This is a genomic window from Flavobacterium endophyticum, from assembly GCF_003634455.1.
GTDB classification, from domain to species: Bacteria; Bacteroidota; Bacteroidia; order Flavobacteriales; family Flavobacteriaceae; genus Flavobacterium; species Flavobacterium endophyticum.
In genome coordinates this window covers 152,977-174,461 of sequence record NZ_RBLC01000005.1, presented here as the reverse complement: position 1 = coordinate 174,461, position 21,485 = coordinate 152,977, and the positions used below count along the sequence as shown (strand labels likewise).

At 44.5% G+C, this 21,485-nt stretch carries 17 protein-coding genes; 13 read left to right on the top strand and 4 right to left on the bottom strand.

Annotated elements, in window-relative coordinates; genetic code table 11:
• Nucleotides 1-55 precede the first annotated feature (55 nt).
• The gene (locus CLV94_RS15310) at nt 56-1,960 is read right to left on the bottom strand and encodes a sialate O-acetylesterase (protein WP_121377386.1); all 1,905 of its coding nucleotides are present in this window, start codon (nt 1,958-1,960) and stop codon (nt 56-58) included.
• 604 nt (nt 1,961-2,564) lie between these two features.
• On the opposite strand from CLV94_RS15310, the gene CLV94_RS15305 reads away from it, so the two are divergent.
• From CLV94_RS15305 to CLV94_RS15250, 12 genes are all read left to right on the top strand, one after another.
• Nucleotides 2,565-3,296, top strand: a complete 732-nt coding sequence (locus CLV94_RS15305) for a FadR/GntR family transcriptional regulator (RefSeq protein WP_121377385.1) — start codon at nt 2,565-2,567, stop codon at nt 3,294-3,296.
• Between the two features lie 197 nt (nt 3,297-3,493).
• Complete coding sequence (locus tag CLV94_RS15300; protein WP_121377384.1) at nt 3,494-6,634, top strand: SusC/RagA family TonB-linked outer membrane protein; 3,141 nt, start codon at nt 3,494-3,496, stop codon at nt 6,632-6,634.
• A gap of 12 nt (nt 6,635-6,646) precedes the next feature.
• A complete protein-coding gene (locus CLV94_RS15295; RefSeq protein WP_121377383.1) occupies nt 6,647-8,146 on the top strand; it encodes a RagB/SusD family nutrient uptake outer membrane protein in 1,500 nt (499 codons plus the stop codon).
• A gap of 12 nt (nt 8,147-8,158) precedes the next feature.
• Nucleotides 8,159-10,459: a polysaccharide lyase 6 family protein gene (locus CLV94_RS15290; RefSeq protein WP_121377382.1), complete on the top strand. Its 2,301-nt coding sequence runs from the start codon at nt 8,159-8,161 to the stop codon at nt 10,457-10,459.
• A gap of 15 nt (nt 10,460-10,474) precedes the next feature.
• The gene (locus CLV94_RS15285; RefSeq protein ID WP_121377381.1) at nt 10,475-11,911 is read left to right on the top strand and encodes an IPT/TIG domain-containing protein; all 1,437 of its coding nucleotides are present in this window, start codon (nt 10,475-10,477) and stop codon (nt 11,909-11,911) included.
• A gap of 12 nt (nt 11,912-11,923) precedes the next feature.
• Complete coding sequence (locus CLV94_RS15280; protein WP_121377380.1) at nt 11,924-14,131, top strand: alginate lyase family protein; 2,208 nt, start codon at nt 11,924-11,926, stop codon at nt 14,129-14,131.
• 5 nt (nt 14,132-14,136) lie between these two features.
• Nucleotides 14,137-14,478, top strand: a complete 342-nt coding sequence (locus CLV94_RS15275) for a cupin domain-containing protein (protein WP_121377379.1) — start codon at nt 14,137-14,139, stop codon at nt 14,476-14,478.
• 82 nt (nt 14,479-14,560) lie between these two features.
• Nucleotides 14,561-15,442: a T9SS type A sorting domain-containing protein gene (locus CLV94_RS15270; protein WP_121377378.1), complete on the top strand. Its 882-nt coding sequence runs from the start codon at nt 14,561-14,563 to the stop codon at nt 15,440-15,442.
• A gap of 33 nt (nt 15,443-15,475) precedes the next feature.
• Nucleotides 15,476-16,741 (top strand): MFS transporter, encoded by a 1,266-nt coding sequence (locus CLV94_RS15265; protein WP_121377377.1) that lies wholly within the window; start codon nt 15,476-15,478, stop codon nt 16,739-16,741.
• Between the two features lie 30 nt (nt 16,742-16,771).
• Nucleotides 16,772-17,524 carry an SDR family NAD(P)-dependent oxidoreductase gene (locus tag CLV94_RS15260; RefSeq protein WP_121377376.1) on the top strand — a complete coding sequence of 251 codons (753 nt, stop codon included), beginning with the start codon at nt 16,772-16,774 and terminating at the stop codon, nt 17,522-17,524.
• 9 nt (nt 17,525-17,533) lie between these two features.
• Nucleotides 17,534-18,541, top strand: coding sequence for a sugar kinase (locus CLV94_RS15255; RefSeq protein WP_121377375.1), 1,008 nt, complete (start codon nt 17,534-17,536; stop codon nt 18,539-18,541).
• A gap of 3 nt (nt 18,542-18,544) precedes the next feature.
• Nucleotides 18,545-19,216, top strand: coding sequence for a bifunctional 4-hydroxy-2-oxoglutarate aldolase/2-dehydro-3-deoxy-phosphogluconate aldolase (locus tag CLV94_RS15250; RefSeq protein WP_121377374.1), 672 nt, complete (start codon nt 18,545-18,547; stop codon nt 19,214-19,216).
• A gap of 8 nt (nt 19,217-19,224) precedes the next feature.
• Here CLV94_RS15250 and CLV94_RS17075 read toward each other — a convergent pair whose 3' ends face one another.
• On the bottom strand, nt 19,225-19,377 hold the full coding sequence (locus CLV94_RS17075) for a hypothetical protein (protein WP_170148815.1): 153 nt from the start codon (nt 19,375-19,377) through the stop codon (nt 19,225-19,227).
• A 210-nt stretch (nt 19,378-19,587) separates the two neighbouring features.
• Here CLV94_RS17075 and CLV94_RS15245 point away from each other — a divergent pair, with 210 nt between their 5' ends.
• A complete protein-coding gene (locus CLV94_RS15245) occupies nt 19,588-20,631 on the top strand; it encodes a T9SS type A sorting domain-containing protein (protein ID WP_121377373.1) in 1,044 nt (347 codons plus the stop codon).
• Between the two features lie 68 nt (nt 20,632-20,699).
• On the opposite strand, the gene CLV94_RS15240 is transcribed toward CLV94_RS15245, so the two are convergent.
• Entirely contained in the window at nt 20,700-21,098 is a 399-nt protein-coding gene (locus CLV94_RS15240) for a hypothetical protein (RefSeq protein ID WP_121377372.1), read from the bottom strand.
• A 157-nt stretch (nt 21,099-21,255) separates the two neighbouring features.
• Nucleotides 21,256-21,480: a hypothetical protein gene (locus CLV94_RS15235; protein WP_121377371.1), complete on the bottom strand. Its 225-nt coding sequence runs from the start codon at nt 21,478-21,480 to the stop codon at nt 21,256-21,258.
• Nucleotides 21,481-21,485 lie beyond the last annotated feature (5 nt).

Here is a 21,485-nt window from a genome sequence, read left to right as displayed (position 1 = left end):
TTTCTCCTGTAAGCTATCTTTTGCGAAATAAAAATAACTAAACTAAATCAACTAATTAAAAACTATCGGTTCTAAAAGGGGGTGTTGCCAGTCCTTCTTTATTATAAAGCATGATTTTTCCAGGAGCATCTTCCCACAAATAGCGGACATCTTTTGGAGACGAAACCTTATCGCTGCTGAGCTTTATGGTTTTCATGTCGCTTTGTAAATAAGCATTTGCAGGATAGAATTTTTTGTCGCTTCCCGCAACCATAAAGCCATTGATGTTAGCCTTTGCCGTTTCAGGCGCAAAAGTTCCGTTTTTGAAAGTGACAGTAACTGAATTTCCGTCAATCTTAAAACTGTCAAAAACAGGAGCCGATGCCGGAACATCCTTCTCGCCATATGCTACGTTTGAAGCAATCAGCGCCATGCGTTTGCCAACAATCTGCTTGTGGATAGGGTGGATGTTATCGTCTTCGCCTACATCGATCAATACGGCCATTCCGGTATTCTTCAATTCCAGCGCCTTGCTTTGTGATTCGCGCAATGTTATCCAGCGGTTGTTTTGGTTGGCATAATTAGGAAGCTGTGCATATATAAAAGGATAGTCTGCATTCCATTTCTTTCTCCAGTCCGTAATCATATCCTTAAACATTCCGGCGTATTCTTTCGCGTTTTTAGAATTCGCTTCGGCTTGATACCAGATAATTCCCTTGATTTTTAGGCCAAAAAAAGGAGCGACCATTCCATTATACAAAGACGTTGGATATTTTGTCGGATGCTGTCTAACAGGAACTTCTTCGATATCTTTTGTGCCAGCCTCATATTTCCATTCCCCCGCCAAAGAAAGTCGCTGTGATGCCGTTTCAATATATAACGATTGTGCATCGCCACGGAAACCGCCAATATCGCCTGTGTTTTTTACGCGGATAGTAATCACGTTTTTCCCTGCAACCAGCACGCTTTTCGGAACTTTATAAAAACGATCCAAATCCTTCTGTGTGCTTTCACCCACTTTTATGCCGTTGATATACGTAATATCTTCATTATCGACACGTCCGATAGCTAAGGTCAGCTCATCTTTGGCCAAGTCTTTTGCTGTCAGTTCGAAATTTCGCGTTACCCAGATGACGCCATCGTTAGGCGTAACCTTCGCTTTGCTCCAATACACAGGCAAGGTTATCGTTTTCCAGGACGACGTATTGTAATCTTTATTGTGCCATTTTTCTTTTGTGCCCAAATCCAGTTCGTCTGCTTTTTTCTCCCAAGCCGTGAATTCCTTTTTATAACTCTTCATGACCTCTTGAAAGTTGATGCCTTTCATCTCGGCAATTACTTTTTGGGCAGCCGTATGTTTTCCCATCAAGTCTTCGCTCATCCAAGCCTCAATATTGGTACCGCCCCAAGACGAATTGATGAGTCCGATCGGCACATTGTATTTTTGGAACAATTCCCTTCCGAAAAAATAAGCCACGGCAGAAAAACCTTCAGCACTTTCTGGAGAGCTCGTTTCCCATTGTCCCTTTTCAATATCTTTTTGCGGTATTCCGGCCATCGTTCTCGACACTTGCAGCAGTTTTATCTTTTCGTGCGATGCATTAGAAAGCTCTTCTTTCCCGTTTAGGGCATCTTCCAGTTTCCAGCCCATGTTAGACTGTCCGGAACAGAACCACACATCACCTATATATACATCCTTAAAAGTTATTTTATTATCTTCAGAAATTACCATTTCAAAAGGCCCGCCTGCCGCTTGCGACGAAAAAGTAAGACTCCACTCACCATTAGCATTAGTTTTGCTTTCAAGATTTTGGTTCTTGAAACTGACCTTTACAGTTTTACCAGGATCTGCCCAGCCATAAATCGTTATAGGAGCATCCCGCTGCAGCACCATATGGTCAGAAAAGAATTTCGGCAGTGTAGCTTTAGCAGAAAGAGTGGTACTGATAGCTATAAATAGGAGGGAAAGTATGCGTTTCATATACGAAAGGAATAAATAAGTGTGGCTAAAGTATAGAATTAAAATTGGTTGACCAAAAAATAATTTGCGATTTGTTTAAATTTAACGAATAATAATTGCCATCTCTATAATTAAATAAGTAAATAATTGTAGATAGTTCTTCTTAAATTTAAAATGAAGGATAGTTGAAGAAAGACAAGTCAAATAAAAAAGGAGCACTATCAGACGACAGACTCCTTGTTTTTGGTATATTTTACATCCATTGCGTAAAGTTGCATCGCTTGTGGGAAGTGAAAAATGGTTTTACTCTTCTGAATGCAGTATAAATAGTACCTTTATGACTACAAAAATAATCATTTTAATGATTTGGAGTGTGAACGTCTCGTTAATAATTCGTCAGCGTATCGAAATTTATGAGGTAAAATACGCTAGTGTTTTGTCGAAAACGTTTTAGTTTGCAGTGTTAAAAGCTGATAGAATTCAAATTTAAACGATTTGTTTTAACTTTTTCATTGAATTATTATTATTAAAATAAACTTAAAATTTTATTATACATAAAAAATACCTGCTTATTTGGTAATTTAAAAAAATGCGTATATTTGGTCAACCAATTTATTATTCTAAAATGCAAGAGTTTGGTTTAAATGGATTTAAATCTTCCGAAGAAGAAGAAATCATTAAAAAATTAAAGGATTTGATTACCTCACAGAAGCTAAAGCCCGGCGACAGGCTGCCTTCTGAGAGAAAGCTATCCGAAGAATTTGGCGTTAGCAGAGGAAACGTTAGAGAAGTTATCCAAAAGCTAGAGTTTTACGGATTGCTCAAGACACTTCCGCAAAGCGGAACCTTTGTAGCAAACCTTGGCGTTCCTGCCCTAAGCGGTATGATAACCGATATCCTGCAGCTCAAAAAGCCCGATTTCAAATCGCTTGTAGAAAGCAGGATCATGCTCGAAATGCAGGTAGTAGCCCTTGCAGCAGAAAGAAGGACAGAACAACATCTCGAAAATATAGAAGAAGCATTGTTAGCCTACAAAGCAAAAGTAGAAAGCAATGAAGATGCCGTAGAAGAAGACCTGATGTTTCACCTTAAAATTTCCGAAGCCAGCGGCAACCCAGTACTAAATACCCTGATGCTGATCATCACGCCAGAAATCATTGCCAACTTTGAAAAATACCATGTCTGTACCAAATCCATGACGGGAGACAATATTATCGAACACCAGCAAATATATGAAGCCATAAAAGAAAAAAATCCTGAAAAGGCCAAACGCGAACTGCAGTTTCATTTCAAGACGTTGTATGAATACTGCAACAAGACAGATACTTTGATGAATTTAAACGAAAGTATCTTTTAAATTTCCGGTAAGGAAAAAAAGACGGTTATGACATTGTGTAAAGTTGCATCGCTTGGGGAAGTGGATTATTACTGCACATTTAAGTCAAGATTCAGCATCTGATTTTCAGATTTTACGAACTAAAAAGCATTATCGGCAAATAGCCGGTCAGGATGCGCTATATCTTAATGTTACAGAATTGTAAGCTATAAATTTTTATGAAATTAAAAACATTTTTCTTATTCTCGGCTTTGATGCTGACAGGCCTGATTACGGCACAGGAAACCTATATGTTGACTGGACAAGTCGTTGCGGCCAAGGATAATACCACGCTACCTGGTGCTTCTATCACCATTTTAGGTACAAAAAACACCGTAATTGCCGACAACGAAGGCGAGTTTTCAATCGAAGTAAAAGAAAACAGCTCGCTGCAAATTTCCTTTATCGGAATGACTACAAGAGTGGTGCTCGTGAACGGCCAGAAAGACATTACTATTTCGCTAGAAGATGAAAGCAAAAGCCTAGACGAAGTAGTCGTAGTCGGTTACGGTACCCAGAAAAAATCTTCAATCACCGGTTCCGTATCAAAATTAGAAAACACAAATCTTGACGAAAATACAGTTTCCAGGGTCGATAAGGCACTGCAAGGACGAATCGCAGGTCTTCAGATTCAGAACATCACCTCAGAAGTCGGTGAAGCACCGCAAATCAGGATTCGCGGTATGGGCTCTATCAGCGCCAGCAGCGACCCATTAGTAGTTGTTGACGGATTTCCAGTACAAAACGGACTAGAGTTCATCAATCCAAGTACCATCGAATCCATCGAAGTCTTGAAAGATGCCAGCTCTACGGCCATCTACGGTTCCCGTGGAGCCAACGGTGTTATCATCGTTACCACCAAATCAGGCTCAGAATCCAAGACACTATACGAATTCAAGTCCTTTTTCGGCGTAAAATCAGTATACGACAAAATCGACATGTACGATACCTATAGCTATACCGACATGCTGCGTAACGAGCGCCAGCTTCACGAAAACTACCTAGCCGGAATCGAAAACAGAGTGCCAAGCACCATTGCCTATACAGCCCGCGAAAAAGGAATGCGCCAAGTCGCAAACAATTCCAACGGCGGAACCGATTGGCAAGACGAAGGAACCCGAAATTTTGCCACAATCAAGAATTACCAATTGAACGTTTCCGGCGGCGGAAAGACTGCAAACTATTATGTTTCCGGACAATATATAGAAGACGAAGGCTTGATGAAAGACAACTTCCTAAAACGTATCAATTTCCAAAGCCGTGTAAGAACAAAACTAAGCGACAAGCTTTCTTTAGATTTCAACCTACGACCATCCTACAGCAAAAGAAGAAGATCAACAATTTCATATTCAGACTTGACACGTTCGCTTGGCTTTATGCCCGTGCGTCACAACAATTATACCTCCGCTCTTACTGGCTATCCAGTTGGCGATTACGCACAAGGAAGACATTTCAACAACGTAAATTTCGATTATATAGACGAAAACGGACAGCCTCAAAATTTCACCACGTCACTTTGGGGAACCAACAACAATAGCCCGATTTCAAGGATGGAAAACGAAACAAGATTCATCCACGATTACAGAATGCTGGCCAATTTTGCCTTAGAATATAAAATCACAAAACGCTTGACGTTTAAGACTTCTGGCGGTGTTAATACAGAATATTCCAACTACGAACGCTTCCGAAACTCATTGGCAGACCAAACCGGACAAGCTATAGGCGAAGACGACAGTACCCTAAAAACAGACATCCTTACAGAAAATACGCTGAACTACAAATGGAAAGGCGACAATCACAGCGTTGACGCGCTAGGAGGGATGACCTACCAAAAAACAAACATCAAAGGAACCGGAATTTACGGAACCCAATTCCCTTCCGACTATATCGAGACCCTAAACGGAGCAAACATTATCGATGCCAACGAAACCTTTACCAGAAAAGAACAAATCGGATTGCTGTCGTTCCTAGCCAGAGTAAATTACGCCTACAAAGACAAATACCTGATCTCGCTTGCTGCGCGTGCCGACGGTTCCTCATTATTCGGACCAGAAAACAAATACGGAATTTTCCCTTCTGCCTCAATCGGGTGGAACGTAAGCGAAGAAAACTTCTGGAAAGAAAACATCCAGTTCATCAACAAATTTAAGCTGCGTACCAGCGTTGGTGTGACCGGAAACAACAACATCGCAAACTACTCGTTCACCAACCTGCTATATCCGTCCAACTATTCCTTAGGCGAAGGCGGAGGAAGCGTTACCTCTGGATTAGGAGAAACGGGCGACGTATTAGGAAACCCTGGAATCGGCTGGGAGCAGACCTTAGAATACGATTCAGGAACCGATATCAGCTTTTTCGATAACCGATTAAACCTGTCATTAGACTACTATTACTCTATCACAGACAAACTACTATTGCAGCAAAATGTCTCTTACATTACCGGACATTCCCAATATTTCAACAATATCGGAAAAATCCAAAACAAAGGAATCGAGCTCGAAGTTTCCGGAAACATACGCGGCAAAGACTTTAGCTGGAAGCCAGCCTTTAATATTGCGGCCAACCAAAACAAACTCATTTCCCTAGGCGGCGAAGCACAATTCATCAGCCAAGGCGAAAGAAACGAAGAATACATTGCCAAAGTAGGGCAAGAAGCCGTACAATTTTACGGATACAAAATGATTGGCGTTTGGCAAAATGCCGAAGAATTAGCAAACAACCCACACTCGGCCGATGACGCTGTTGGAGGAATCAGAGTAGCCGATATTAACGGCGACGGAATCATCAACGCCAGCGATAGGACTACGCTTGGAAGCCCTTTCCCAGATTTCACTTGGGGCTTTTACAATGCCTTTACCTATAAAAATTTCGACCTGAATTTCCTAGTACAAGGCTCTGTCGGAGGCGAAGTGTTCTTCGGCGACGGATACTATAACGAAATGCGCTACCTCTATAAAGATTTCGTAGAAGGCAGATGGTTTAGCGAAGGCGTTCCAGCCACAAAACCACGCGAAAACAACGGTAGAGCTTGGCAAAATACAGATTACCTGATCCAAGACGCTTCCTATATGTCGCTAAGAACCGTGACCATAGGCTTTTCGGCTCCCGATGCCTTCATCAGCAAACTAGGATTGAAAAAAGCAAGATTCTACCTCTCAGGAGAAAACCTGCTGTACATAAGAGCATCCGATTTCTGGGGATTAAACCCAGAAGGAATCACGACCAGCGGCATCTACAGCTCGCCTTTGATTTCAGGCTATCAGCGAGGCGCTTTCCCTGTACAAAGAACAATCTCTTTTGGTATCGACATTAATTTCTAAAAAATAACAGCTATGAAACTATATAAATTTTCACTCAAAAATTTAAAAATCGCGCTCCTCGGCACGGCTTTTATCTTCGCAAGCTGTGACGAAACACTTGACCTCCAGCCCATTTCAGAAATAGGAGTAGACGAGTTTTACAGCACGCCGCAAGAAGTGAATCTGGCAGTAATCTCCATCTACAACAGCCTATACGGCATGCAGAACAGAGAATGGCTGCTGACAGAAATCCGTTCCGACAATACCTACATGAATCCGAACTCTACCGAAACCAAAGACTTGGCCATTCGAGAAGTAGACCGTTTCGTGCAAGGCTCGCAGAACATTTACGTACAAGAATACTGGAAAGCCTGCTACAGGACCATCAACCTGGCCAATATAGTGATGCAGAATCTCGACGTAGTAACAAACCCTGTAACACGCGACCAATACGAAGGCGAAGCCAGATTCCTAAGAGCACACGCCTATTTTAATCTTGTCCGTCTTTGGGGAGGTGTCTTTATTATCGAAAAACCAGTTTCAGGCAGCGAAGCCAAAAAAATGGACAGAAGTCCGCAAAGCGAAGTCTACCAATTCATTCTAAACGACCTTCGCCTTGCTTCCGAAAAACTCCCAGTTTCCCAAGGAGGAGCCAATCTAGGCAGAGTAGCAGCAGATGCCGCTAAAACACTTTTAGGAAAAGCATTGATTACAGCCGGAGGCGATGCCAACCTTACCGAAGCCAGAATCGTATTAGCCGAAGTAATTGCAGGCAATTTCAACCTGCAGCCTACCTATGCATCCGTGTTCGATATCGCTAACGAATACAACAGCGAAATCCTTTTTGCCGTACGTTACCAATCCGGAAGTGTCGGATTAGGATCGCCGCACCCTAACTTTTTCGCACCCCTGCAAAGCGACAACTACGTAGTATTCGGAAACGGAGACGGATTAAACGTCCCTACAGAAAACATGTCAACCTCCTATGCAGTAGGTGATCCCAGAAAAGCAGTATCTATGGCCGATACCTGGATTGGCTTCAACAACTCAGTAAGAAGCGATAGGCACGTGACCAAATACAATTCCACCTTTACAAGAGTTGACGATGGCGGAAGCGACTGGGTCATCCTGCGCTATGCCGATGCCCTATTGCTGATGGCCGAAGCCATCAACGAACAAAGCGGCCCAAATACCGAAGCCCTTGGATACCTAAACGAAGTAAGAACACGATCATTAGGAAGCAGCGCTGCCCTTTCGCTAGCCAATGTTTCCACCTATTTCAATTTCAAATTAGCCCTAGAAAACGAAAGAAGATTCGAATTCGCTTTCGAAAACCACCGCTGGTTTGACTTAGTAAGAACCGGAAGAGCAGAAATCGTGATGTCGCAACATTTTGCTACAGAATTCCAATACAACGATCCCGCACACCCATCCCTGAATACAGGCCCGCTGCAGCACTATCAGATCCTATTGCCGATTCCACAATACGAAATCGACCTGAATCCGACGATTGCACAAAATACAGGCTACTAATTCGTTAAGACAATGAAGAACATAAAATATTCCATAACAGCACTTTGTACCTTTCTGCTAGCAGCAGCAAGCGCAAACGCTGTCGAAATAAAAGTAGGCACCATTGCCGAGCTGAACGAAGCCATTTCCAAAGTAAAGCCAGGCGACCGTATCATCATGTCGAACGGAACCTGGAAAGATACCGCTATCGATTTCAACGCAAAAGGAGCCTCAAAAGACTCCATCTTTTTAGAAGCCGAAACAGCAGGAAAAGTAATCCTTTCCGGCAATTCCTCCCTAAAAGTTTCCGGAGACTATCTAGTAGCAAAAGGACTCTGGTTCAAAGACGGCTATAGCAAATTCGTAATCTCCTTTATGAGCAAAGACAAAGTCGCGACCAATTCAAGAGTGACCAATTGCGCCATTACCGATTACAATCCAGAAACCAAAGCCGAATCCAACCACTGGGTCGAATTATGGGGCAAAAACAACCGCTTTGACAACAACTACGTAGCCGGAAAAAACAACGACGGCTGTACGCTCGTAGTCTGGCTCAAAGGCGAAGAAAACCACCAGAACCACCACAGGATCGACCACAACTATTTTGGAGAACGCCCGCCATTAGGAGCCAACGGAGGAGAAACCATCCGAATCGGAACCAGCCACAACTCCATGTTCCAATCCAACACAATCGTTGAATGGAACAAGTTTGAAAAATGCAATGGCGAAGTAGAAATCATTTCCAACAAATCCTGCAACAATACCTTTAGAAACAACCTGTTTTTAGAATCCCAAGGCTCGATGGTCTTCCGTCACGGAAACAACTGCCTCGTAGAAAACAATGTCTTTTTAGGCAACAACCAGCCCTATACAGGCGGTGTTCGTGTCATCAATGAAGGACATACCGTAAAAAACAACTATTTCTACGGATTGACAGGACAAGATTTCAGAGGCTCGCTAGTCATCATGAACGGCGTGCCGAACAGTCCGCTCAACCGCTACAACCAAGTAAAAAATGCCACTGTTACCAACAACATCTTTTACAACTGCAGTCCGTTCCAGCTAGGAGCAGGTAAAGACGAAGAACGTTCCCTAGCACCCATAACCTCCGTGATTTCAGACAACATCATCTACAACGACACCGACGCAGAAACCGTTGCTTTCTTTGACGATATGAAAGGCATCACCTTTAAAAACAATACGCTCGACACCAAAAACACCAAAAAGCTAGAAGGCTTCACGCCAAAAAAACTATCGTGGAAAAAAGAAGGAGCCATTTTCGTACCAAGCGAAAAAAACAATATCGATTGCTCCATTTTCCAAAAAGTAATCGCCAACAAGACCGGAACCTCTTGGAATCCGAAAGCACCTAAAGTAGCCATACAAGAAGAAACCATCAACGTAGAGCCAGGAACAGGCACGCTCGAAAAAGCAGTAAAAAAAGCCAAAGGAAAAACCAAATTCATCTTGGCCACCGGAACCTACCTCTTAGACCGTTCGATCATCATCACAGACAATATCACCATCCAGGGCGAAGACGCTGCCAAGACCACCATCAGCTTTAACCCCAATGCCGAAAAAATGTCCAATTACCTGTTCAGGGTAGAATCAGGCGCCAGATTATCCATCGAAAAAGCAACCCTTACCGCTAAAGAAACTCAAGCCGTAAAATACGCCATCGTTTCGCCAAAAGACGACACGCCGGGTTCGTACAGCGTTTTCATCAATAAATCTGTGATATCAGATTTCACCAATGCCGAAGGCGGTTCCGTTTTCAAAGCCTCAAAAGGAACCTTTGCCGATACAATCAAAATCAGCAACTCGATACTCAGAAACAATTTCCGAGGCATCAACCTTTCCTCAGAAAAAGACGATACCGGAAAATACAACGCCGAAAACGTAATCCTTGAAAACACAGTCTTCTCCGACTTCTCCCAATGGACATTGCACTACTACAGAGGCGGCAACGACGAATCCACGATTGGAGGCAACCTAGTCATCGACCATTGCGTATTCTCAAGAATCGGTACCACAGAAAAAGACCTAGTAGTCCAAAACAAAGGAATCGTAAACGTAAAAATCCAAAACAGCGTGTTCTACGACAATTCAAAAATAACCAACCCGCTGCGCCTTAACGGAAAAAACAACACCATCAAGAACTCCCTAATCTACAATTCAGGAGAAATCAAGCTCTCCGGAAATGCAGTATCAGAAAACATAATCAGCAAAAATCCAGGCTATCAAGACATGAAGCAATTCCTGCCAAAAGACAAATCGCCCCTAAAAGCAGCCGGAACAGACAAAAAAGACATAGGAATTCTAGTAGTCAACTAACTTAAAAAGAAACACATGAAAAGCATACTACAAGAAAAAATATACAGATTCGCCTGCATGATGCTTGCAGTCGTGATCCTATCCTGCGATGCAGACACCGAAGTAGACAAGACATTCGAAGAAATCCTTGCTGCACAGCCAACAGTCGAATCATTTTCCCCAGCCTCGGCACCCATCCAAAGCCTGGTGACCATTACCGGAACCAACCTGAACTTCGTCACAAAAGCCTACATCGGCGATGTCGAAGCCCAGATCTATTCCCGTGAAAACTCAAGAATACTGATCATCAAAGTGCCCGCTTCAGCCGTAGACGGAATCATCCGCCTGACGACCGATTCCGATAAAGTAGCCTCCTCAGCAGAAAGCCTGACGATTACTTATCCCGTTCCAACAATTACCTCAGAACTTCCAACAATGTCTGTCGTAAACGAAAACATTACCATCAGCGGAAACAACCTCCAAGTAGTCACAAAAGTTACCTTCGGTACCGTTAACGGAACAATCGAATTCCAAGACGACAGGACCATTATCGTCAAGACCCCAAACACAGGACCAAGCCCGTTAGCACTGACCTATAGCTACAATACCGTTTCCGGAGAAGTAGCCGTACCCCTAGTCGAAAACTATACCATCGACGTGCCGACGCCTGCCGTAACCGGTTTCCCAAAAGCCATCATCAAAAACAATCCCGTGCAGATTGGCGGAACAGACATGAACCTAGTAACAGGCATTATTTTCGGAACCACGCCGATCACCACCTTTGAAGTAACGCCGACAAGCATCACTTTTAACGCCCCAGCCGAACTGCCGACAGGCTTCTACGCCATCAAGCTAGTATACGGCGACGGGATGGAAGTAACCAGCGACCCGATTGCCTATATCAACCGAAACGTAGAAACCTATTTCAATTTCGAAGCACAAGGCATGGAAGTAATCACCGCCGGACAAGCCGCACAGATTACCGCAAACCAATTAAACGGAACCGTAGCGCAGCCGCCATTTCCAAGCAGCACCAACTACCACCACCTAAAAATGCTTTCCCCAACAGATAACGGAAGCAGTATCGCCTACATGAGATTCTCATTCGCCACCAATGCCACCTGGAAAACCGCTTTCGATGCCGGAGCCTTCAACAACAATCCCGTGCTGCATTTCTGGCTCAATACCAACAATACAACGCCGACGCTAAGACTATACGCCACCTCCGCCATCAGCAAAAAACTAGTCCATTACAACACAGGAGGCGAGTGGAAGCTAGTCGCTGTCCGCCTGAGAGACCTGTTCCCGACCGTTACAGCTTCCGACTTTGTAAGCGGAAACTACCTAAGAATGAACTACCTCACAGACAACCAAGCCAACGTGCCATTAGAAGTAAACGCAGACTGGTTTATCATTACCGACGAAGTCCTGACAGGAGTAGGAGCAGTCGATTTGACCAGCACATTTAATTAATACAACACAAGAATGAAATACAAAACCATAAAAGCAATCAGTCTGACAGTACTCTTTACAGTACTGTCGGGCAATGCTTTTGCCCAAGACTACGCGCCCCTTTTGCTTCTTTCAAAAGCCGAAGCAAAGAATATCAGCCAGCATTTAGGCGATTACAAAGCCCTAGAAAAATCCTTTTCCAAAGTAAAAAAAGGTGCCGACAAAGCCCTAGAAAAACCAATCGAAGTACCAATCCCTGTCGATAACGGAGGCGGCTATTCACACGAAAAGCACAAGAAAAACTACAGAGAAATGTACTATGCCGGACTCGCCTTCCAAGTCACTGGCGACAAAAAATACGCAAAATTCGTAGAAGACATGCTGCTCGAATACGCCAAAATATACCCAGGCCTGCCGTTGCATCCCAAAAGAAAAGCCGAGCAAAACTCCGGCAAGCTCTTCTGGCAAGGACTCAACGACTGCGTATGGCTCGTACACGGAATCCAAGCCTATGACCTCGTAAAAGAAAACATCAGCGCCCAAAACAGAGAAACCATCGAAAGAGACGTCTTCAAAAGCATGGCAGCATTCCTGAGCGAAAGCGAAAGCGGCAAAGACACCTTCAACAAAATCCACAACCACGGTACTTGGGCCGTAGCCGCAGTCGGAATGACAGGCTATGTCCTAAACGACAAAGACATGGTCGAAAGAGCCCTATACGGTTCCGCCAAAGACAAAAAAACAGGCTTTATCAAACAAATCGACCTGCTCTTTTCGCCAGACGGCTACTATTCCGAAGGACCCTATTACCAAAGATATGCCCTGCAGCCCTTCATGGTCTTTGCAGAAGCCATCAACAGAAACCAGCCAGAGCTCAAGATTTTCGACTACAGAAACCAGATCCTAAGAAAAGCAACCAATACCGTACTGCAGCTCACAGACGCCAACGGCTACTTCTTTCCGATAAACGATGCCCTCAAAGAAAAAAACTTCATGACAGAAGAACTCGTCTTTGCCACCAACATCGTCTACGAAAACTATAACGAGACCGCCATCCTGCCAGTAATCCAGCAGCAAGGCGAAATCTCCATCTCTGGAGCCGGACTCAAATCAGCCGAAGCCATCCAGAACATGAAAAAACAAGAATTCGTCAAGAATCCGATGATCATTGCCGACGGACCCGAAGGCAAATCCGGAGGACTCGCGCTGTTCCGCATGCACACAAAGAAAAAAGACGAACAGCTCACCGCCGTATTCAAATTCGCCTCACAAGGCATGGGACACGGACACTTTGACCGCCTGGGCATCCTGCTCTACAACAACGACAAAGAAATCCTGCAAGACTACGGTGCCGCACGTTTCCTCAATGTCGAATCAAAAAGCGGCGGACGCTACCTAGAAGAAAACAAGACATGGGCCCAAGCCTCTGTCGCACACAATACCGTAATCGTTGATGAAAGATCACATTACGATGGCGATTGGAAAGAAGCCGAAAAGCAGGCTCCTCACACCATCTTTTCGGATATCTCCAATCCCGCCATCCAAATTGCCAGCGCGGTAGAAAGCAATGCCTATGCCGGAGTCGAAATGCAGCGCACGGTCGCCCTTATCGAAGCAGAGACCCCGTTCATGCTAGACATCCTTTCCCTAAAATCAAAAGAAAGCCACCAATACGACCTGAACTTTATGTACAGCGGGCAGATTATGGAAACCGATTTCAAATACGAACCAGCAGTAACCGCCCTTTCCCCATTAGGAAAAGCAAACGGCTACCAGCACCTATGGAAACTAGCCGAAGCAAAAGCAAACCCAAGCCTCTCAAAATTCACATGGCTTAACGACAGCAGGTTCTATACCATCTCAACGCTCACAGACGACACCAATAAGATCGTGATGACCCGCCTCGGAGCCAACGACCCAAATTTCAACCTAAGAAACGAATCCGGCTATATGGTAAGAGCCAGCGACAAGAAAAATTACACCTTCGTAAGCATCATCGAGCCGCACGGAAGCTTTGACCCAAAACTAGAATCCGTACAAGACCCCCATTCCAAAGTAGAAGCCATCCAAATCCTAAAACAAGACGACAACTACACCGCAGTCCTCGTCACGTTCAAGAATAAAAAATCCTACACGCTACTATTCGCAAACAAAGAAACAACGCCGGCCACGAAACACAAGATGACCATCAACGGAAAAAACACAGAGTGGAAAGGCAGCTATACACTAATCACAAACTAAGAACCATGAATATCAAGACAGAAGCATTCTACGTAGAAAACGAAAACCCTTGGGAAACCGTTTCCGAAGGCGTAAAAAGACAAATCACAGGCTATGACGTCAGCATCATGATGGTCAAGGTCGCCTTCGAGACCGGAGGAATAGGACCGATCCACCAACACTACCACTCGCAGACCTCGTACGTCGTATCCGGAAAATTTGAAGTAACCATCAATAACGAAAAGAAAATCCTCCAAGCCGGAGACGCCTTCTATATCGAACCCAACATCCTGCACGGAGCCATCTGCCTCGAAGCCGGAATGCTCATCGACGTGTTTAGCCCAATCAGAGAAGACTTTTTAAAATAACCCCCGCCTGCTGCAAGACGTTGGAGTAGGTCATAAATCAATACTTAATCGACAAGACACTTAATTCTTAAACTTATTATTTATGAAAAAAATTACCCTATTCGCTGCATTTTTAGTAGCATTCGCATTCCAAGGAAATGCGCAGACAACAATGACCCTCGTAAGCCCGACAGGAGACGGAGGCTTTGAAACAGCAGACACCTTCGAAGGAAACGGCTGGACGCTCCTAAACCACACCTACGGCTCAAGAAAATGGCAGATAGGCACTGGGCAAGCAGGATTCTCAGGAACAAGAGGAGCCTTCATAGGAAGCAGCGCGACAACCGTAGGAACCACGGCAGGAAGCAGGACCGTACACATCTACCGTCCCGTGACCATTCCCGCAGGAGCAACAAACGTTCAAGTAAAATTCAAATACAAACAAGAAGTAGTCGTAATTGACCCAGCAACCGGACCAAACGACTACGTATACCTGTCACTAATGACCGAAGCGCCGACAAACGGAACAGCAGCAATACGATTTTCAGACAAATTTCCATCGACCGCTGCCGCCTATCCAACCTACACGCAGATAACAGCACCAGTGCCAGAATCAGCAATTGTAGCAGGAACAACCCAATACCTAGTAGTAACATTCAGATCAACCAACCTGAACGACCCTGCAACCATAGGCTGGGGAGCCATCGACGACATAGAAATGACCTATGAAGCAGCCCTTGGGACAGAAGAATTCAATATCAATAAAATAGCAGCCTATCCAAACCCAGTAAAAGACAAGCTTACCATTACAGCAGCAGAAAACATCAACTCCGTAAGCATCTTTAACCTGTTCGGACAAAAACTGCTAAACCAAGAAATCAATGCCACAGAAGCGGCCATAGACATGTCGGCCCTAGCAACAGGTACCTATATCGTAAATGTACAATCAGACAAGAACACAAAGACTATCAAGATAGTCAAATAATAACCGGCTTGCACGAGCCCCTTAAAGTAAATTATGAAAATTAAAGGATTACGATGGTGGATCATTACCCTGATCGGTTTTGCAACCATCATCAATTACATCGACCGCTCCGCCTTATCGCTGATGTGGCCGGCCATGGGAAAAGACTTAGGAATGAGTGATGCCGATTACGCATTGATACTCAACCTCTTTATGATTTCCTATGCCATCGGACAGTCCGTTTCCGGAAAACTATTTGACAAAATAGGAACCCGGCTCGGCTTTGTCATTGCCATATTCGTCTGGTCGCTATCCTCACTATTTCATTTTGCCGTAAAAGGGCTCCTGTCGCTAGCCTTCGTCAGGATCACGCTCGGAATCTCCGAAGCAGGAAACTGGCCCGGAGCCGTAAAAAGCAATTCCGAATGGTTCCCTCTACAAGAAAGAGCCATCGCGCAAGGAATCTTCAACGCCGGAGCCTCCATCGGTTCCATAATTGCCCCCCTTTTCATATCCGCCATGTTCGTAGCCTACGGATGGAAGACCACCTTCATCATCATAGGAGCAATGGGACTTCTTTGGATTATTCCGTGGCTTATCGTCTTTAAAAAACTCCCAAAAGACCACCCCTGGATTACCGAAGAAGAAAAAAGACATATACTCGACGGAAAAGCCGAAGCCACGCCAGAAGAAGAAGCCAAAAAAGGAATGTCTATTACCCAGATCCTTTCCCACAAAGAAAGCTGGGGCGTCATCATCTGCCGTTTCTTCATGGAACCCATCTGGTGGCTTTTCGTAGGCTGGATGCCCCTGTACCTGCAAAAAACCTACGGCTTTGACGTCAAGCAAATCGGGCTCTTCGCCTGGGTTCCCTATGTAGGAGCCGCACTCGGAAGCCTTGCCGGAGGCTGGTACTCCGGAATGATTATCGCCAAGACCAAATCCGTAGACAAAGGAAGAAAACAAGCCATCGTCATTGCAGGAATCATCATGTTCCTAGGGCTCATGGCCACCATCTTCTTCGGAGACACCCCGACCAAGTTCGTCATCATCGTCTCCTTTGTCCTGTTCGGTTTCCAGTTCGCCATCGGCAACATCCAGACGCTGCCGAGCGACCTTATGGACAAAAAATCAGTAGGCACGCTCGCAGGATTAGGAGGCTCTATCGGAGTCATCTCGGTCATCACCATGAACTTCCTCATCCCCGTCATCACCAAAACATCCTATACGCCAGCCTTTATCATCATAGCCGCCTTCGTGCCGCTGGGCGTACTCTCGATATTCGCACTGATAAAAAAAATAAGACCAGTAAACACATAGAATTAAAACCAAATATTAAATAGAATTACAATGAAATTAAAAGGAAAAACAGCCGTAGTAACAGGAGGAGCAAGAGACATTGGAAGAGAAGTAGCTATTAAGTTGGCAAAAGAAGGAGCCAATGTAGTGGTCAACTATTATATGAGCCAAGAAGACGGCGATACCACCTTAAAGCTGATTGAAGAAGTAGGAGGCAAGGCCATCATCGTTCAAGGCGATATGACCCAGCAAGCCGATATCGATCTGCTCGTAAGCGAGACAAAAAAAGCATTCGGAGAAGAAGTTCACGTATTGGTGAACGTAGCCGGAGGACTTATTGCCCGCAAGACCATTGAAGAAATGGATGTCGATTTCTTTGACACCATGATCAACGTAAATTTCAAATCAGTTTTCCTAGTTACAAAAGCCTTCAAGCCTTTGATGAAAGCAGGAGCATCCATCATTAACTTCGCCTCTCAAGCCGGACGCGATGGAGGAGGGCCAGGAGCTTCCCTTTACGCCTCAGCAAAAGGAGCCGTGATGACCTATACCAGAGGACTCGCAAAAGAATTCGGACCACAAGGCATCCGCGTTAATGCACTCTGCCCAGGAATGATTGCCACGGCCTTCCACGACACCTTTACAAAACCAGAAGTACGCGTTAACGTAGCCAACGGAACCCCGTTGAGAAGAGAAGGAAAAGCCTCAGAAGTAGCCGATTTAGTAGCCTACCTCGCATCAGACGAATCCTCATTCCTGACAGGAAACAATATTGATATTAACGGAGGCCTCGCATTCAGCTAATACACGACAATGAAAAAAGTAGTCACATTTGGTGAAATACTCGCAAGGCTAACGCCGCCAGGATTCAAGAAAATGGCACAAACCAATCAGCTGGAAATCTACTATGGAGGAACCGAAACCAACGTTTCGGTCTCCCTCTCCATACTAGGCTGCCAGACGATGCACGTTAGCCGTGTCTCCGACGATTTCCTCGGAAACGCCGCCCTTTCCAACCTAAAAAGCAACGGTGTCGACACCTCCTATGTACAAAAAGGAGAAGAACCCCTCGGGCTCTATTTTGTAGAACCCGGAGCAGTCGTGCGCTCAGGAGTCATCTCCTACAACCGAAACCATTCCGCCTTTCGCGCCCTAGAACCCAATTCCATTCCATGGGCCGCTATTTTCAAAAATGCCGACTGGTTTCACTGGACAGGAATCACGCCAGCACACTCCGAAAACAATTTCCTGGCCCTAAAAGAAGCCCTGATGATTGCCAAAGAAATGAAGGTTACCGTTTCCTGCGACCCAGCCTATAGAACCGGACTCTGGAAATACGGAAGAAAAGCAGAAGACGCCCTCAAAGGACTCGTAGCCCTTTCCGACGTTTTTATCGGAGGAGCCGAACAATTCAACGAGCTCTTAGGAACCGATTTCTCCCTTTCCGACGAAGATTTCAAAAAAGGAAGCATTGCCCTCAAAGCAGAATTCCCAAAAATAAAGACCATTTACGACAAGACCCGAACCGGAAAAAACGCCTCTTGGCACCAAATCGAAGCCCGTATGTGGAACGGAAAAAACCTGTTCTCCTGCGAGCCCATCGAAATTACCCACATCGTAGACCGCATCGGGACAGGCGATGCCTTTGCAGCAGGAGTCATTTTTGGAGAACTGAACAACTATTCCGAAAAAGAAACCCTTGCCTTTGCCAATGCCGCCTGCGCCATAAAACACACCATCGAAGGCGATGCCAACTTGGCCGACTTCAATGAGATTAACCAAATTGCCCGAGGCAACACCTCAGGAAGACTAATACGATAAACCATGGCAAGATTTTCAAAACTGCAAGTGCTCAACACCATCAGCCAAAACGGCATCGTGCCCGTCTTTTACCACCAAGACGCCGCCACCTGCAAAAAAATCCTAAAAGCCGTATACGACGGCGGCGTCCGCATTTTCGAATTCACCAACCGAGGCGACGCAGCCCACAAAGTCTTCGAAGAATTGCTCGCCTATGCCCAAGCTAGCCTGCCCGAAATGATCCTCGGCATCGGCTCCGTAGTCGACGCCGGCACCACCTCGCTATACATCCAGCTCGGTGCCAATTTCGTAGTATCGCCAATCGTCAATGCAGAAATGGCAGCCACCTGCAACCGCAGAAAAATACCATGGATGCCCGGATGCGGGTCGCTCACCGAAATCAGCTATTCCGAAACCCTCGGCGCCGATATCGTAAAGATTTTTCCAGCACAGCAAGTAGGAGGTCCCGAATTCATAAAAGCCGTAAAAGCACCCTGCCCATGGTCAAGCATCATGCCCACAGGAGGCGTACAGCCCACAGCAGAAAACCTCAAGCAATGGTTGGATGCCGGAGCCCATTGCGTCGGACTCGGCTCGCAGCTCTTCGTAAAAAACAACGACGGCAGCTTCGATTACGATGCCATCCAAAAAGCCGCACAGCTATCCGTAGAAACCTTTAAGAACCATAAAAAATAAAAAAGAGGCTAACAGCCTTTAGAAGTTCTTTTCATAGGTTTAGAAACTATTTTCATGCCTTTAGAAGCTCTTTTCAGGTCTTTAGAAACTATTTTCGCGCCTTTAGAAATTCTTTTCACACCTTTATAAACTCTTTTCACGCCTTTAGAAACTAGTTTCACGTCTTTAGAAATTCATTTCATGCCTTTAGAAACTATTTTTACAGTTTAAGAAGTTCTTTTTATAGCTTTAGAAATTCATTTTATACTTTCAGAAGAAGCTTTTACAGTTTTAGAAACTGATTTTACACCTTTAGAGATGAAATAAGTAATAAAACATATTTTCCCTAAAAAACAAAAAACAAAAAACCGAATACGTAATTTGCATCCAGTATGAAACTAATAAAATACACACTGCTGCTGCTAAGTCAGGTTTCCTTGGCACAAGTCACGCTGTCTGCAGACGGTCCCGGCAACACCTATGAGCTCATCAATAGCGTATTGGCACCCGGCTATGATGTAGTAGAAGCACCAGACTGTGCCCATTCCAGCTTTGGCCGGCACATAGAAGAAGTTTGGGACGCCCAGCTCAACAAATACGTCTTTAAGTTCCACATCCATGTCTCGCACGACAACGACCGCTGCATTAAGTTCGACAGGCAGCGCAACGAAATCAAGACCTACAACCAATCGCCAGACAACCTTATCGGTACTTTGGGCGAGACAGTCGTTTACAAATGGAAATTCAAGCTCGATGCCGCCTTTCAAGCCTCCAATAAATTCACGCACATTCACCAGATAAAAGCCTATGGCGGTCCACACGAAGACATTCCTGTCGTTTCACTCATTACCCGCGGCGGAAGCTCCCCAAAGCTCCAAGTCATGCATTCCGACAGCATTACCTCCGTACAGATGGCGTCTGCCAATCTCTCGCTGTTCAAAGGAGTGTGGGTAGAAGCCACAGAAACCATTACCTATGCCGAAAACGGCAAATACGCCATCACGCTAAAAAAAATAAGCGATAACTCCGTATTGCTCAACTATTCCAACAACAACATCAGGATGTGGAGAGACAATGCCAACGGCATCCGTCCCAAATGGGGCATCTACCGAAGCCTTCTCAGTCCCGAACAATTAAGAGATGAAGAAGTCCTCTTTGCCGATTTTTCCATTCAAGAACTCAGTACCGCCCTGTCCAGCAAGACAGCCGCAAAAGAAGACGCCCCTTTTCCCAATCCCGTAAAAGATACGCTCCACCTAAAAGAAGCCAAGTTCTGGAGCCACATTATCATTCTAGACGAACAAGGAAAAAAAGTCTACGAAAAGAAAAACACCACCACTGGAGAAATCGACGTATCCCAGCTCGCAAAAGGAACCTACATTCTAAGGCTGAAAGGAGAGAAAGAAAACACTTCGGCAAAATTTATAAAACAATAATACACCGCAATAAAAACAAAAAAGCTCCCTTTAGGAGCTTTTTTTATAATAAGAAATAATACATACAACTATCGAGAAATAAAATCCTCCATGTCCGTAAACTGCGACTTAAAAGCCGTGACCCTATCCCTGATGACATCAGGATTGCAGTTCAGCTTAAAAGCATAAAAACTAATCTGTCCCTGATTAGGAAACTCTTTTTCCAATTCCGCTTCCACATTAAGGATATAATTTAAAGCCTGTTTTTTCACGAATCCCCAAAGCTCTTTGATCTTTGCTTTCGTAAATGATTCGTTATGGTTCGCGCCAAAAGCATCGCTGATGCACTTTTCCGCAATTTCTTTAAAAAAAGGTTCTTCAGGAAAGGGGTATTTATAATAGCGCTCTGCATAAACCTTAAATTTACGCATGATTTTCTTTACCACCGAGACTTCATCGCTCAGGGTATTTGTTTTATTGTATTCCATAACGTTCACCCTCGTGGTAGAAGGGATTTTTTGTAATTTTAAGTAATAGATTAGGGCTATACAAACTTACTTTAAAATTTGCTCTTTTTCAAATTACCGAGCTAAAAATCGTTACAAAATAGCAGTATTTAGACGATTTTGTACAAGTTGAGGAAACTTACTTCGAACTTTCAGAAGTTTTTTTAGATTCTGTAAGATTTTTCTTTTTATATTTCGTATTGAATAATTTTTTGATTTTATTGCTCACTAACGACGACTTCACGCTCACAACCCTTCCGTTATTAAAATGAAACTCATACTCGTCAATAAGCTTCTCGATTTTATACACGTGGTCTAAATTGTAAACTACATCCTCGTACCTTTTAGGTTTGATGAAATTCATGATTG

Excerpts from the sequence above, each read along its gene's own strand:
- CLV94_RS15310 (WP_121377386.1), bottom strand. The coding sequence starts at position 1,960 with ATGAAACGCATACTTTCCCTCCTATTTATAGCTATCAGTACCACTCTT.
- CLV94_RS15305 (WP_121377385.1), top strand. The coding sequence starts at position 2,565 with ATGCAAGAGTTTGGTTTAAATGGATTTAAATCTTCCGAAGAAGAAGAA.
- CLV94_RS15300 (WP_121377384.1), top strand. The coding sequence starts at position 3,494 with ATGAAATTAAAAACATTTTTCTTATTCTCGGCTTTGATGCTGACAGGC.
- CLV94_RS15295 (WP_121377383.1), top strand. The coding sequence starts at position 6,647 with ATGAAACTATATAAATTTTCACTCAAAAATTTAAAAATCGCGCTCCTC.
- CLV94_RS15290 (WP_121377382.1), top strand. The coding sequence starts at position 8,159 with ATGAAGAACATAAAATATTCCATAACAGCACTTTGTACCTTTCTGCTA.
- CLV94_RS15285 (WP_121377381.1), top strand. The coding sequence starts at position 10,475 with ATGAAAAGCATACTACAAGAAAAAATATACAGATTCGCCTGCATGATG.
- CLV94_RS15280 (WP_121377380.1), top strand. The coding sequence starts at position 11,924 with ATGAAATACAAAACCATAAAAGCAATCAGTCTGACAGTACTCTTTACA.
- CLV94_RS15275 (WP_121377379.1), top strand. The coding sequence starts at position 14,137 with ATGAATATCAAGACAGAAGCATTCTACGTAGAAAACGAAAACCCTTGG.
- CLV94_RS15270 (WP_121377378.1), top strand. The coding sequence starts at position 14,561 with ATGAAAAAAATTACCCTATTCGCTGCATTTTTAGTAGCATTCGCATTC.
- CLV94_RS15265 (WP_121377377.1), top strand. The coding sequence starts at position 15,476 with ATGAAAATTAAAGGATTACGATGGTGGATCATTACCCTGATCGGTTTT.
- CLV94_RS15260 (WP_121377376.1), top strand. The coding sequence starts at position 16,772 with ATGAAATTAAAAGGAAAAACAGCCGTAGTAACAGGAGGAGCAAGAGAC.
- CLV94_RS15255 (WP_121377375.1), top strand. The coding sequence starts at position 17,534 with ATGAAAAAAGTAGTCACATTTGGTGAAATACTCGCAAGGCTAACGCCG.
- CLV94_RS15250 (WP_121377374.1), top strand. The coding sequence starts at position 18,545 with ATGGCAAGATTTTCAAAACTGCAAGTGCTCAACACCATCAGCCAAAAC.
- CLV94_RS15245 (WP_121377373.1), top strand. The coding sequence starts at position 19,588 with ATGAAACTAATAAAATACACACTGCTGCTGCTAAGTCAGGTTTCCTTG.
- CLV94_RS15240 (WP_121377372.1), bottom strand. The coding sequence starts at position 21,098 with ATGGAATACAATAAAACAAATACCCTGAGCGATGAAGTCTCGGTGGTA.
- CLV94_RS15235 (WP_121377371.1), bottom strand. The coding sequence starts at position 21,480 with ATGAATTTCATCAAACCTAAAAGGTACGAGGATGTAGTTTACAATTTA.